At 32.1% G+C, this 14,326-nt stretch carries 12 protein-coding genes; 2 read left to right on the top strand and 10 right to left on the bottom strand.

The genetic code is table 11. The annotated features are described in order from the left end of the window. The first annotated feature begins 134 nt into the window (after window positions 1-134). Window positions 135-731: a hypothetical protein gene (locus tag MUA21_RS02215; protein ID WP_107526262.1), complete on the top strand. Its 597-nt coding sequence runs from the start codon at window positions 135-137 to the stop codon at window positions 729-731. A gap of 59 nt (window positions 732-790) precedes the next feature. Next, the gene (locus MUA21_RS02210) at window positions 791-1,045 is read left to right on the top strand and encodes a GlsB/YeaQ/YmgE family stress response membrane protein (RefSeq protein ID WP_070039046.1); all 255 of its coding nucleotides are present in this window, start codon (window positions 791-793) and stop codon (window positions 1,043-1,045) included. A gap of 539 nt (window positions 1,046-1,584) precedes the next feature. Here MUA21_RS02210 and MUA21_RS02205 read toward each other — a convergent pair. The 10 genes from MUA21_RS02205 to MUA21_RS02160 all read right to left on the bottom strand — a co-directional run bounded on the left by MUA21_RS02205 (window position 1,585) and on the right by MUA21_RS02160 (window position 14,051). Further along, a complete protein-coding gene (locus MUA21_RS02205) occupies window positions 1,585-2,685 on the bottom strand; it encodes a glycosyltransferase family 2 protein (RefSeq protein WP_107526261.1) in 1,101 nt (366 codons plus the stop codon). A 524-nt stretch (window positions 2,686-3,209) separates the two neighbouring features. Beyond that, window positions 3,210-4,049, bottom strand: coding sequence for an aldo/keto reductase (locus MUA21_RS02200; RefSeq protein WP_107526260.1), 840 nt, complete (start codon window positions 4,047-4,049; stop codon window positions 3,210-3,212). A 255-nt stretch (window positions 4,050-4,304) separates the two neighbouring features. Beyond that, on the bottom strand, window positions 4,305-5,657 hold the full coding sequence (locus MUA21_RS02195) for a hemolysin family protein (protein ID WP_262561716.1): 1,353 nt from the start codon (window positions 5,655-5,657) through the stop codon (window positions 4,305-4,307). 298 nt (window positions 5,658-5,955) lie between these two features. Further along, the gene (gene nagA / locus MUA21_RS02190; protein ID WP_107526258.1) at window positions 5,956-7,116 is read right to left on the bottom strand and encodes an N-acetylglucosamine-6-phosphate deacetylase; all 1,161 of its coding nucleotides are present in this window, start codon (window positions 7,114-7,116) and stop codon (window positions 5,956-5,958) included. Between the two features lie 170 nt (window positions 7,117-7,286). After that, window positions 7,287-9,224 carry a PTS fructose transporter subunit IIABC gene (locus MUA21_RS02185; RefSeq protein ID WP_262561715.1) on the bottom strand — a complete coding sequence of 646 codons (1,938 nt, stop codon included), beginning with the start codon at window positions 9,222-9,224 and terminating at the stop codon, window positions 7,287-7,289. A 1-nt stretch (window position 9,225) separates the two neighbouring features. Further along, a complete protein-coding gene (gene pfkB, locus MUA21_RS02180) occupies window positions 9,226-10,149 on the bottom strand; it encodes a 1-phosphofructokinase (protein ID WP_107526257.1) in 924 nt (307 codons plus the stop codon). Continuing rightward, window positions 10,146-10,904 carry a DeoR/GlpR family DNA-binding transcription regulator gene (locus tag MUA21_RS02175; protein WP_046207377.1) on the bottom strand — a complete coding sequence of 253 codons (759 nt, stop codon included), beginning with the start codon at window positions 10,902-10,904 and terminating at the stop codon, window positions 10,146-10,148. The genes pfkB and MUA21_RS02175 overlap by 4 nt, the downstream gene beginning before the upstream one ends. An 808-nt stretch (window positions 10,905-11,712) precedes the next feature. Then, on the bottom strand, window positions 11,713-12,192 hold the full coding sequence (gene ybaK, locus MUA21_RS02170) for a Cys-tRNA(Pro) deacylase (RefSeq protein WP_107360216.1): 480 nt from the start codon (window positions 12,190-12,192) through the stop codon (window positions 11,713-11,715). Window positions 12,193-12,267: 75 nt separating this feature from the next. Beyond that, a complete protein-coding gene (gene galU / locus MUA21_RS02165) occupies window positions 12,268-13,140 on the bottom strand; it encodes a UTP--glucose-1-phosphate uridylyltransferase GalU (RefSeq protein WP_046207374.1) in 873 nt (290 codons plus the stop codon). Window positions 13,141-13,304: 164 nt separating this feature from the next. After that, window positions 13,305-14,051: a hypothetical protein gene (locus MUA21_RS02160; protein WP_262561714.1), complete on the bottom strand. Its 747-nt coding sequence runs from the start codon at window positions 14,049-14,051 to the stop codon at window positions 13,305-13,307. Window positions 14,052-14,326 lie beyond the last annotated feature (275 nt).

Genomic DNA, 14,326 nt, shown 5'->3' with positions numbered 1-14,326 from the left:
TTTAAAATAATAACAATTTTACAATATGTCAGATAATGACTTATAATTTTTTAAAACATCAACTGTTATTAAATGATTAAATCTAACTTAATTGATATAATGTTGCAGTGAAGTATCTAGGTTAGGAGAGCAACATGCTAATAAATATAATCATAAATATAGCTACGGTAGCAATCATACTCGGTATTGATTTATATCGTCAGAATTTCAAACAACTTAAGTTTAGCTCTATACTTTTATCAATAACCATTAATAGTATCATTAATTTAGTCCTTGTTGGTAAATACGATTACATAACATTTTATACTTGCACCCATTTAATTATTTGGACATTGTTGCAATTGTATCTCAATAAAAAAACAAAAACATATGTCATAACTGATCAAAAATTTATTGGTTTTATTTTAACGATTATCATGAGTACATCTTTAATCCTTTCATACGATACAAGTAAAGATTCTTACTATATGTCCATTCCATATTTAGCTCCAGCTATTTTTCTCATAGGTGCAACTTTATTGTTCTATAGTACATTCCAAACACATGAAAAAGAACAAATTAAAATCTTGAATCGTATTCGCAAACCAGTAGTGATTGGCCAAATTATTATTGTATTATCTTTTACAATCATGCCTTTATTAACACCTTATTGGTATGCCTTTATAATTGTACATTTATTATTCTTACTTTTTTTATTATGGCAGAATATATTTTTTCAAAAAAATGATTAGCAAATTATATTTTGTGGTATGTAATAATTGATTATGATATTTAAAAAGGAGGTATACTTATGTTTGGATTTATTATTATGTTAATTGTCGGCGGTTTAATCGGCTGGATTGCTGGTGGTATCGTCGGTAAAGATATCCCTGGAGGTATTTTAGGAAATATCATAGCTGGTATCGTAGGTTCTGCACTAGGTTCATGGATATTAGGTGATTGGGGTTGGCATTTAGGCGGTATCGCTATCTTCCCTGCACTAATTGGAACAATTATTCTTATTGCCCTTGCATCATTTATATTGGGAAAATTACGTAAAAAATAAATGGTTTGTTAATTTTTTAGTTTTTAAAGAAATTCCTGAAACTTAATGTCATAGTTTCTATATCGTCAGAAGATGACTAAATAGCGAAAGCACTCAGGAATACTAAAATCTCAACCAAAAATAAGCGTCAATTTCTATTGAAATACTTTAGAAATTGACGTTTTTTGTTTTTTAAAGTGTTATTATCATGAGGGTTTATGATCTATCTTTTTTAAAATGTCATTCGTATCATCTTGAGTTGTTATTTTAACTTTGTGTGTACGGGCTCAACAATAACCTAAAATCTAAAACAACCTTTATAAAACTAAACATTACTTCTGTATCAAAATTTCTTTGACTATAACATTTTTATTTTTGCTTTTAAGAGTATTTAACTAATTTGGCTCTTATACAATTTTGTAATGTGATAATGCTTTAGATTGATATGCCGAAAGACACAGGCTCAAATCACCTCCTCGGACAACCATGCACAATTAAACTCAATTTTTTAATAAACGAAACCCCCAGACTACGCTTTTAGCATAACCTGAGGGCAGTGATTATCTATGTTTAACAAGTGTTTTATTCTTTTCAGTTTTAACCTTATGAGAGGGTACATAAAAATGTTCTTCTCTATTTATACTGTTTTTATTTTGTTCTTCCGCTTCTTCTGGATATTCAGACATTTCTAATTCAGAGTCCAACCCTTTCGTTTTGTCTACCGGCTTTAAATTAGATACTTGAACAATATATTTTGGTCGCTGTTTTACTTCATAATATATCCTACCGATATATTCGCCTACAATACCGATTGAAATCAGTTGGATACCTCCAAGTAATAAAATAGCTGCAATTGTTGAAAAGTACCCTGGTGTTTTCACACCATTAATCATAATATTTCCAAAACTAAATATAATATAAAGTAGACTCACAAAAAATACAATCAGTCCTAAATAAATCATAGCGCGTAATGGTTTATTATTAAATGAGATCAAGCCATCTATACCATAGTTCAATAATTTACCAAATGACCATTTCGATGTACCTTCTTCTCTTTCAACATTTTCATAAGTAAAAACTTTAGTATTATAGCCAATCCATTCATATAACCCTTTTGAAAAACGATTATATTCATTTAACGATGTTAATGAGTGTAACGCGCGTTGACTAAGCAATCTAAAATCTCCAACACCGTCTTCTAGTTTAATATCCTCGACAAAATGATTAATCACTTTGTAATAGCATTGCGTTAAAAATTTTCTTGAACGTTTTTCACCTGTTCTATCTCGTTTTGCGACGACTTGATCATAGCCATCCAAATAACTATCTATCATCTGTGGTATAAGCTCTGGCGGGTGCTGTAAATCAGCATCAATCATCACAACAGCATCACATTCCACACTGTGTTGGAAACCGGCAATCATTGCTGATTCCTTACCAAAATTCCTACTAAATGAAATATATTTTACATGTTCATCCTGTGCTGCCATTTCTTGAATATAATTAATCGTTTTATCTTGACTACCATCATCTACAAATAGCAAATCATAGTTATAGTGACGGTTAAGACTATCTTCATCTAATATTTCAGTTAACTTGTGATATGTTTTTAATATTACTTCACCTTCGTTATAACATGGCACTACAACTCTTATATGCATAATAAACACCTTCATTTCAATTACTTCAATTTTACTCTACCAATATTTACAGTTATTTCGCCATTCTTTTCATTTAGATTTACACAATTTTTATATTTCCTTAATAATCAATTATAAAACTTACACTCTTTTAAAAAATTTTGAAATAGATAATACCAATGATTCGTGTCATTAAGAAACACTAAAATTTAGTTTTTAAATTTTTATGATAATGTAGAGCATATATACATATAAATATTGTTCAATATCTTTTTTGTAAAAAGTTGTAACATTGTCCATTTAGTTTATCAACTATTTGTCAGAAAAGGAAATAAAACATATATTCGTAAAATTAAAAAAGTAGGATAGAGAAACAAGTGTCATGAACACCATGCTCTATCCTACGTTATTTAAAATATTTAACGTTCACCTTTTTTGAAGAAACTACTAAAAAATAAACCTTGATTTGCAACTACTTCTCCATTTTCAGCTATCTTTCGCTTCAAATTTTTATAAACAAAGCTAAATTTTGCTATTTTAGATCATTACTTTAAATCACCTATACGTACTTTATCAGGATCTTTACCTTGGCGCGCATCTCGATTTAGATTATCAATCTCAGCAATATCCGTTAATTCTAAACTAAAATCAAAAATATCATAATTTTCTTTAATACGTTTAGGTGTTTTAGACTTTGGTATAATTAAACGGTTATGTGCTAAATGCCAACGTAACACGATTTGTGCAGGTGTTTTACTATAACGTTCAGCAATATCAACAATGATAGGATGTTCAAGTAAACCTTGGTTTCGCATGAGCGGCATCCAAGCTGTCACTGCAATATCATGCTTATCACAAAAATCTTGTAGATCATGCTGATTGAAATAAGGGTGTACCTCCACTTGGTTCACAGCAGGCGTAATTTCTGTCTCTGCCATCAATTTTTCTAAATGATGTTGTTTAAAGTTACATACCCCAATGGCACGGATTCGACCATCTCTATATAATTTTTCCATCGCTTTATACGTTTCAATAAAAAGTCCATCTTCCTCACATGGCCAATGTATTAAAAATAAATCTAGATAATCAGTACCTAAATTCTCTATAGATTTTGAAAAAAATTCAATTGTTTTATCATATCCTTGATAATCATTCCATATCTTTGATGTAATAAATAATTCAGAACGTGGTACATCAGATTTTTTTAAAGCATTGCCTAATGCAATTTCATTTTTATAAAAGTAAGCTGTATCAAAAGCACGGTAACCAATATCTAAAGCGCTAGATACAGCATTTTCCATTTCCTCATCAGTGATTTTATACACACCTAAACCAACTTTTGGCATAGGATAACCATTATTTAAATAATATGTATCTTCTAACATACACTTATCCTCCTCATTTTTAATATCAATATATTTTCAATTTTACATAAAAACACGTTATGCATTTAGCTTTTCTATAAAGATAATTATAAAAAAACTGGAACATTCAATGATGTCCCAGTTTTTGCAATACCTACTTATATTTTATCATACAAGTAATATGCGAGTGGTGCAAAACATATGTTGATATCTTGTCAGCAAATGATGATTACTATGCTAAAAATTTCAACATTGCTAGTGCATCATACTCATAGCTTAATTATCATTGCTTTCTTCGTCTTCATCTTCTTCTGGAGTTGGACGTGTTTCATTAGATTCAAATTCTAAGATAACATTGATAATTTGATGATTATCCACTTCTGATATAATCCAACGATCATATTGTGTATCTACATAATCATTGGGTTGTAAATTAGTATTATGTGCCTGTAACCAGCCACCAATTGTATCTATATCTTCAGAATCTTCAAATTCAATACCAAATCGATCATTTAAATCATCTAATAACACTCTACCGTTAATTTGGTATTTATTATCACTTAGTCTTACAACATCATTGACTTCATCATCATCAAACTCATCACGAATTTCACCGACGATTTCTTCTAAGATATCTTCCATCGTTAAAATACCTGCAGTACCACCATATTCATCGATAATCAAGCTAATGTGAACATGTTCACGCTGCATTCTAATAAGCGCATCACTAATCCTAGTTGTTTCAGAAATCATTGGTAAATCATGGATATAATTACTTGCTTTCATCGGTTTACCAGAAGCATACTCTGTTAAAAATTCTTTTACATTAATAAACCCTTTAACATGGTCTTTATCGCCGTCTTCTGTAATTGGGTAACGTGTGAATTGATGTTCCTTAATCGTTTCTAATAGTTCATCTACATTAAACGGTTCATTTAATGTAACCATTTGTGTACGCGGTACCATGATATCCTTGGCATGTCTTTCATCAAATGAAAAAATATTTTGCATATATGCTAATTCTGTTTGATTAATTTCTCCACCATTATAACTATTATTTATAATAATTTTTATTTCTTCTTCTGACATGGCATCATTATTTGCATCAGGATCCACACCAAACATACGAATAATCATTCTTGCTGAACCATTCATTAACCAAATTAATGGTTTCATTACAAATCCGAAATAATATAACGGTCTAGCGTAAACCAATGCTAATTTTTCAGTATATTGGATAGCAAGTGTTTTTGGTGCTAACTCACCCAAAACAACATGTAGATATGTCACAATGATAAATGCTACGATAAATGAAATAGTTGTCGTCAGTGCTTCAGGTAAATGGATTAATTCAAATAATGGGTGTAGCAACTTGTTAAATGTTGGTTCACCTAACCAACCTAATCCTAAAGATGTCACTGTAATACCCAATTGACATGCTGATAAGTAATAGTCTAGGTTTTTAATCATTTTTTTAACAACACGTGCACTACCATTGCCTTCTGTTGCAAGTTGTTCAATCCTAGTAGTACGTACCTTTACTAATGCAAATTCTGAGCCTACGAAGACTGTAGTTAATGCTATTAAAAAAAAGAATATTACTAAATTTATTATGGTCACTGTTTCCAATTAGTTCCCTATTTCTAGGGATTCACCTCCAAATTTTGTGTCACAATAGGTGACTGCTTATAAAATATGATTTGATTGCTTAAGTTTGTTTTATATGCTAAATCCTTCCCATTGTAACACCTCCCTAAAAATACGCATTTATTTTATTTTATCACAATACTTATTTCGAAAGTAATTTATACAAATTAAAATTTTATATTCACCTAATGTACCATTTAAACGCAAAATCACTTTCACGTCAACTTTCTAAATTTTACATCTTTTGTTCTGAAAATGTTTATATACTTTAAAATAATGCTTATTTTATAAAATGATGGATTTCACCATTTTTAATTGTTGTCTGAACTTCAATATCATCGTTCACAATGACAATATCAGCATCTTTACCTGTTTTTAAGCTACCTTTTTTATCGTCAATGTTCAAAGCAATGGCCTGATTTAAGCTCGTAACACGCCATAGATTATCTAGGGTATCACCTGTAAATTTAATAAGATTATGCAAACCAGTATTCATTTTTAAAATACTTCCCGCTAATGCTCCTGAAGCTAAACGTGCTTCTGAGCCTCTCACGATGACATTTTGACCTCCTAAATCATATTCTCCATCCGGCATACCTTTTGCTCTCATAGCATCTGTAATTAAATAGAAATGTTCATTGCCTTTTTGCTTATATGCAATATTTACAGCAGCTGGATGTGAATGAATCCCATCGACGATAACTTCAGTGTTTAATTTTTTATTAACCCACGCAGCACCGAATAGACCTGGTTCTCTATGTTCAAACGGGGTACCTGCATTATATAAATGCGTAACATGTTTGGCACCGTTTTCCACCGCTTCATTGCTCTCATCAAATGTCGCAACAGTATGTCCAATTGAAAATATAATTTGATCTTTAAAAGTTGCCAACGTTTCTTTAGCACCATCGACTTCAGGTGCAAATGTGACGACTTTGATGTGATTATTCGCTATATTTTGGAAGTATTTTAATTTTTCTACTGAAGGTCGTTGGACATAACCAGGATTTTGTGCCCCTACCTTATGCTCAGAAATAAACGGACCTTCTAAATGGATACCCACAATTTCAGCTGTATTTTTCGTATCTTGTTGTGTTTGATATGTAGCAATATTTTTAAGTGCTTTTGTTATATTTTCATCTGATTGTGTCATTGTAGTTGCTAAATAACTCGTTGTGCCTTCAGATAGCAATGATTCTGATAAATGTTTTAAGCCCGTCATCGATGCATCCATCGCATCTTCCCCATAGCCACCATGCATATGAATATCAATAAAACCAGGTAGAATATGATGCCCTTGTGCATCGATCGTTTGTAAATCACCTTCATACGTTCCTACACCTAAACCAGCAATTTTACCAGATTTAATGATGATATAACCGCAATCAATGGTTTCAGTTTCAGTATATATTCGTCCATTTTCAATTACATATTCAACCATTTATATTACCTTCTTTTCAATTATTTTAGGTTAAAATTTTCTTGCATCACTTATATTTTATTTTACCAAATTCAACGCTTATATTATATTCAAAAGCCAATAATAAAAAAACCAGAAGTTTCACTCAATCACGAGTTTCTTCTGGCTTTTCATTATGAATCTCTATAATTTTAATCATTCATCGCTTCTGAACTTTGAATCTCATCTTTTGTTAATTTTGGTTTTAACATACCATAAATAACTGCTGCTATGATAGCTCCGATAATGATTGCTATCAATGATTGTAATACGTGACTAAAGTCTGTTCCTAATATAACAATAATACCACCATGTGGTGCTTGAATGGATGACCCTAAGCCTAATGCAATTGCACCTGCTACACCTGAACCCACCATCATAGACGGGATTACACGAATAGGGTCAGCTGCGGCAAAAGGAATTGCTCCTTCAGTAATAAAGGATAGCCCCATCACGTAGTTTGGAACAATAGAACCTTTTTGTTCTTTTGTGAATTTTTTACGGAACAGTAACATTGCTGTGGCAATAGCAATCGGTGGCACCATACCGCCAATCATCGCTGCTGTAATTGGTGCTGCATTACCTTCTGTCAATGCAGCTACAGCGAATACGTAAGCTGCTTTATTAAATGGACCTCCCATATCAATCGCCATCATCGCACCAATAACAAGACCCAATAGCATAATGTTAGTACCTGATAAACTTTGTAATCCATTCAGCAATAAATTATTTAACCAAGATGCTGGAGGATTTAAAACATAAATCATCAGTAAACCTGTTATAGAAACAGAGAATACCGGGAAAATTAAAGTTGGTTTTAAACCTTCTAGAGATTGTGGCATACCATTTGTTAATTTTTTGATGCCTAATGTTAAATAACCTGCTAAGAAACCTGCAAGAATGCCGCCGATAAAGCCAGAATCACCTGTACTAGCTAACAAACCACCAACCAAACCAGCAGCAAAACCTGGTTTGTCTGCAATACTGCGTGCAATATAACCAGCAAGTATAGGTATAATTAGCATAAAGGCGCTCTTGTTACCTATATTCCACAATTGTTCTGCGAACGCATTGTAATCTGAACTTTTTGGATCAAATGAGTTTGCACCAAACAAGAACACAATAGCCATTAAAATACCACCAGCTATAACAAGTGGTAGCATATTAGAAACACCGTTCATCAAATGTTTATAAATTGTCTTACCGACACCTTGCTTTTCATTACTTTCTGATTGTGCCTTACTTGAATCAGCACTCGCTACAAACGGTTTACGAGAAGTATCTTGAGCCATTTTTATTAATTCTTCTGGGCGTTTAATTCCATCAGCTACTGGTACTTCAACAACATTCTTACCATTAAAACGCGCTGTTTCAACATGCACATCTGCCGCTACAATAACGCCAGTTGCACGTTCGATATCTTCATTTGTGAGATGATTCTTTATACCACCAGATCCATTTGTTTCTACTTTTATTTTAACTCCCATTTTTTCAGCTTGTTTTTTCAAAGCATCGCGAGCCATATAAGTATGTGCTATGCCCGTTGGACAAGCAGTAACCGCTAATATATAGGGTTCATTTGTGTCAGCTGAAGAGACAGAACTTTCGGTTTCTTCTTCTACTTCTTCTGTAGCTTCATCATCAGCTTTATCAATGATTTGTAACACTTCTTGTGGAGACGTTGCATTTAGTAAATCTTCTCGCACTTTATCATCCATTAAAATACCTGATAGTTTTGCTAATGCATCTAAATGTGTTTGTGCGCCACCTTCTGGAGCAGCAATCATAAAGAACAGATGTGCCGGTTGCATATCTAAACTTTGATAATCCACACCCGCTTTAGATTTACCAAAGGCGATAGCAGGCGTATCTACCGCAGCTACTTTAGCATGTGGTATCGCAATACCTTCTCCAATACCTGTGGTACTTTGCGCTTCACGATTATAAATAGCTTCTTTAAAAACTGATACATCGTTTAATTTGTTTGCTTTATCTAGTTGATTCACTAATTCATCTATGACTCCATTCTTATCAGTTGATGAAAGATCCATAGCTATTGTCTCTTGAGTTAATAACTCTGTAATTCTCATCTCATTCACTCCCTTTTAGCGTCGTAATTGTCACTTGTTCTTTAATATCTTCAATGGCTTTGTATGAGGCTAAATCATCGTTAAAAGCAGTCGCTGTCCCCGCAGAAACCGCTTGTTTAAACGCGTTTTCAATCGTCAATCCTGTTTCAAGACCAGCTATCATGCCTGCCACAGTGCTATCACCGGAACCAACTGTATTGACAACTTGACCATGAGGTACTGACGCTTTCAAACTATGTTTATGATCAACATAAATTGCGCCCTCACCACCAAGTGACACAATTACAGATGATGCTCCTTGTTTCATAATTTCTTGTGCGTAATGGATAACATCTTCGTCAGAATTGATTGATGTATCAAACATCACTTCTAATTCATGTTTGTTCGGTTTAATAAATAGTGGGTTGTATTTTAATACGGATTCCACTAAATCTTTTTCAGCATCTACGACTAATCGAGCACCTGTTTGTTTTATGATTTTTGCAATTTGTTCATAAGCATTTTTAGGGACGCTTTTCGGTATACTTCCTGCCACGACTACTATATCTTTTTTTGAAGTTTGTTTAAGTTGTCTGAGTAGATTTTCAAATTGTGTTTGAGAAATATTTGGACCTGGTGCATTTATTTCTGTTTCATCACCAGTTTTCAGTTTTACATTAATCCGCGTATCTTCATCTATCTCTATAAAATCAGTTTGAATACCTGCTTTTTTTAAAGTGTCATCTATAAATTGACCTGGAAATCCACCTGCAAATCCTAAGGCTGTTGAAGGGACATTCAATGTTTTCAATACCCTTGAAACATTGATACCCTTACCTCCAGCAAATTTAAAAGTTTCTGTCGCTCTGTTTAATCCATTTAATTCAAAATCATCAGCAAACATGATGTAATCAATAGAGGGATTAAAAGTTACCGTATAAATCATCGTGTACCTCCAATAAATGTATAATGTTCAGTATATTGCTTAAATATGTCACTCTCTTTTACTTTTTTAGAAGTAACAATGCTAACTTGTGTTTCGACAGGCACATGTGCAAAATACACCTTGTCGTATTTATCATGATCAGCTAAAACATACGCTTTCGAACCTAAATATATCGCGTGTTTTTTAATAATTGCTTCTTGCTCGTCTGGTGTAGTTAAACCATATTTTAAATCAATACCGTTCATACCAAGGAATACTTTATCAAAACGATAGCTTTTCAACGTTTCAAGTGCGCTAGCACCTACTGTCGCATATGTTGTCGATTTAATTTCTCCACCTAAAATAAATGTACGTATACCATGTTTAATTAACTCTTCGACATGCGTCAAACCACTTGTTACTACAATGATATTTTGTGCATCAATATAAGGAATCATCTCAAGTGTAGTTGAACCAGCATCTATAAAAATACATTCATTGTCTTCTATTTCTAGTGCTGCTAATCGAGCAATTTCTTGTTTTTCCTTTAAATTTGTACCGCGTTTATCTGCCAAATTAGGTTCTAAAATAGATGATTCATTAAGCATTGCCCCACCGTGTACTCTTTTCAACTTCCCAATTTTTTGTAATTTGGATAAATCTCGGCGAATTGTAGAAGCACTACATCCAGTTCGATCTATTAATTCTTGCAAGGTTAAAAAATCTTTTTTTGACAATTCAGTCAATATGAGCTCCTGGCGCTTTTCTGTAATCATCCCTTCACCTCATTTCATTTTCATTATAATGGTTGCGCTTTCTTTTTTCAATCATTTATTGTCAAAAACAATCAAAAACAATCATATAAAGCTAATAAAATTTGATGATTGACCCTGATGATTGACCCTTTTATAAATAATTATGCTCCATAACTATGTATTAATAACCATTTTGAGTATCTTGATAATACATCTCATTACGTTATAATGCACAATGTATAACACAATCTTTTTTATTCCACATATTTCTTACGAGGAGTGCCGTGAAGTTATGCAAAAATCATCTATTGTAAAATGGGAAAGACGAATCAGAATTAGTACCGCAATTATCTTTGCTATTTTAATGATGCTCAATATATACATAAGTGAAAAATTCAAAACTGATTTTGTGTTTTTTCAAACTTTGATAATATATATTTTGTTGTTTTTTCAAATGGCGTTTAACCTGTTACAATTTATTAGTCAAACATCCGACAAATATATACGAATGACCATGATTTTACTCTATACATATGCATATATTAGTAACTTTATCGTACTACTTATATTACTTTTACTCCCAATAGAATCTATGTTTGTTCTAACGATGGCTCTCACATTTTTTACATTGAGCCTTACGTTTTTAATGATTGTAGAACGTCAATTTAAAAAACGCATAAAAAAAAGAGTGCAAAATTCGAATAAAGATTCAAATCATTAATACACTCAATTTTATAAAATTACAAAAAATATTTAATTACTTATTGCCTGCTAAATAATCACGAAATGGAATCATGCCTATTTCGTGATTTTATTTATTTTTGCGTTGTTAATGATGAGTGACGTGCATCACTTTTGCATTGGTGACTTCAACCAAATCATCTACTGCCATTTCAATCTGTATCCCGCGCGCTCCGCCACTAATATAAAGTGAATCTATACTTGTTGCTTGCTCATCAACAACGGTTTCAAATTGCTTTTTCATGCCAATCGGTGAACAACCACCTCTTATATAGCCTGTTACTTTTTTCAGATCATCTAAAGGCATTAATTGCAGTTTCTTTTCATTTACCGCATGTGCCGCCGCTTTCATATCTAATGTGTTACTTACCGGAATAATAAACACAAAATGATGATGATCACTATTTTCTAAAACAAGTGTTTTATAAACATACTTATCCTCTATGCCTACTTTATTTGCTACTTCAGTACCATCTATATGTTCATCTGAAATTTCATAAATATTGACACTATAGTTTATCTTTTGACGATCTAACATTCGCATAGCATTCGTTTTCTTTTGCTTCATTTCGATACCTCATATGATTAAAATGTTTCATGTATATCAAAATATTTTCTATCTATAAAGGAACTTGATTACAAATCATTCATCCAGATTAAGTTGCTTAATAAATTGCGTTAACGCCGCTTTCATTTCTTGGTCTTTTAAAGCGAATTCGATTGTAGTTTTAACGAAACCTAATTTTTCACCAACATCATAACGCTCACCTTCAAAATCATAGGCATAGACTTGGCTTTCCTTATTCATTCTTTCAATAGCGTCTGTCAGTTGAATCTCCCCACCAGCACCTTTACCTTGATTTGCTAAATATTCAAAAATATCCGGTGTTAACACATAACGCCCCATAATTGCTAGATTTGAAGGTGCAGTTCCTTGTTTTGGTTTTTCTACAAATTGATTCACTTCATATTGACGTCCGCTTTTACTTAATGGGTCAATAATACCGTAACGATGCGTATCGTTTTCATCCACTTCTTGAACACCGATTACGGATTTACCAGTTTCTTCATATGTATTCATCAATTGTTTGATGGCTGGCTGTGTAGATTCAACAATATCATCACCTAATAATACGGCAAAAGGTTCATCCCCAATAAATTGACGCGCTGAATAAATCGCATGTCCTAAGCCTTTCTGTTCTTTTTGTCTTACATAAAAAATATTAGCAAGTTCGGTAGAGTAATTCACTTTTTCTAATAAATCAGTTTTTCCTTTTTCTTCTAAAATCATTTCTAATTCTTTTTGATTATCAAAATGATCTTCAATTGCTCGTTTATGTTTACCAGTCACAATTATAATGTCTTCAATACCAGCACGAGCCGCTTCCTCAACAATGTATTGAATCGTTGGTTTATCTAAAATTGGTAGCATTTCTTTTGGCATAGCTTTTGTTGCCGGAAGAAATCTTGTACCTAATCCTGCTGCAGGTATAATTGCTTTTTTTATTTTTTTCAAAACATTCATCCTTTTCAATTTTTAATAATTTAATATTCATCAAAATATAAATCAGTTTAGTCTTAATATAATAATAACATCGATACATTTAACTTTATACTTTTTTATGATACTAAAAAACATTCAACTTCAATAGTATCTAAAAGTTGAATGTTTTTATTTCCCTACTTTAATGCAGGTTGACGTATGACATCACCCAATTTATTCACAATAACTTTATATTCTTTATTTGCTGCCGCATCATAAAATGTATAAGACATACCTTGCTTTGAAGCTTGAACTTTTTTCAAGGTAGCATTATTTCCTAGTGCATCTTTTGCATATTTTTGAGCAATTACTTCTGATTCATGAGGCGATATTCTCGGTTTGTCTTGGTCTTGATGTTTTTGAACTTGATAAGCATCATCAAATATTCTTGCCTCATTATTTTGATCTACAGTGACTCTATAATATGTTTTGGGATGTTGCTTATTTTCGAAAGTAAAAATATAGTAATAAGTTCCCTCACATGTACTATCAATACCATAGTCATTATATTTATTTTCAGAATGGTTATCATTGTCTACCATTTTTTTCGCTTTATTTAGCGCTTCTGAAAATTGAGGCAAATTGATTTCTCCAGCCTCTTTATCATTCAAATCATGCGTTGCTAATTTTGCTATCGGCTCATGGTTTTTTGCATTATATGGCTTTTCTTTTTGCGCGTCATGCTTTTTATCGTTCGGCACGTTTGATTCGAAGTCTGTTTTTTCCGCGCTTGCTTTGGATTGAACAATATTATTAGTATCGGAATAACTCGATATCGTTTCATGTACTTTGGCTAGAACTTGTTGATTAGTAACTAATACTAATAAAAATATGAAGCAGCATGTTAATAGAAAAGCCAATATTGATAATAGTAAATTCTTCAACTTTATCCCCTTAATCATCTCTCTTTAATAATCACAACAACATATTATCACAAATATTTAACAAAAAACTTATATAGACTACAATTTAAAACAATTGTAATTTCTGTAACATGAATATTACGTATGCAACTTAATTTAATATTCGTGTCATATTTGAAATTATAAATACATACAGACACTTTTAAACCAATTAGGAGTATTAACATGACAAATCAACATATTTCTAAAGTTTGAATTGCTTTATTTTTCAAATTAAAGAGGAATAAAATATGAAA

This window comes from Staphylococcus ureilyticus (assembly GCF_025558845.1).
Taxonomy (GTDB): domain Bacteria; phylum Bacillota; class Bacilli; order Staphylococcales; family Staphylococcaceae; genus Staphylococcus; species Staphylococcus ureilyticus.
Note: the sequence above shows the minus strand (reverse complement) of the source record. Positions and strands in the feature narration are given on the sequence as shown.

Bases quoted from the DNA above. Each gene is read 5' to 3' on its own strand.
- MUA21_RS02200 (WP_107526260.1), bottom strand. From the start codon at position 4,049: ATGTTAGAAGATACATATTATTTAAATAATGGTTATCCTATGCCAAAA.
- pfkB (WP_107526257.1), bottom strand. From the start codon at position 10,149: ATGATTTATACGGTAACTTTTAATCCCTCTATTGATTACATCATGTTT.
- MUA21_RS02175 (WP_046207377.1), bottom strand. From the start codon at position 10,904: ATGATTACAGAAAAGCGCCAGGAGCTCATATTGACTGAATTGTCAAAA.
- MUA21_RS02210 (WP_070039046.1), top strand. From the start codon at position 791: ATGTTTGGATTTATTATTATGTTAATTGTCGGCGGTTTAATCGGCTGG.
- ybaK (WP_107360216.1), bottom strand. From the start codon at position 12,192: ATGAAGCAAAAGAAAACGAATGCTATGCGAATGTTAGATCGTCAAAAG.
- nagA (WP_107526258.1), bottom strand. From the start codon at position 7,116: ATGGTTGAATATGTAATTGAAAATGGACGAATATATACTGAAACTGAA.
- MUA21_RS02185 (WP_262561715.1), bottom strand. From the start codon at position 9,224: ATGAGAATTACAGAGTTATTAACTCAAGAGACAATAGCTATGGATCTT.
- MUA21_RS02215 (WP_107526262.1), top strand. From the start codon at position 135: ATGCTAATAAATATAATCATAAATATAGCTACGGTAGCAATCATACTC.
- MUA21_RS02205 (WP_107526261.1), bottom strand. From the start codon at position 2,685: ATGCATATAAGAGTTGTAGTGCCATGTTATAACGAAGGTGAAGTAATA.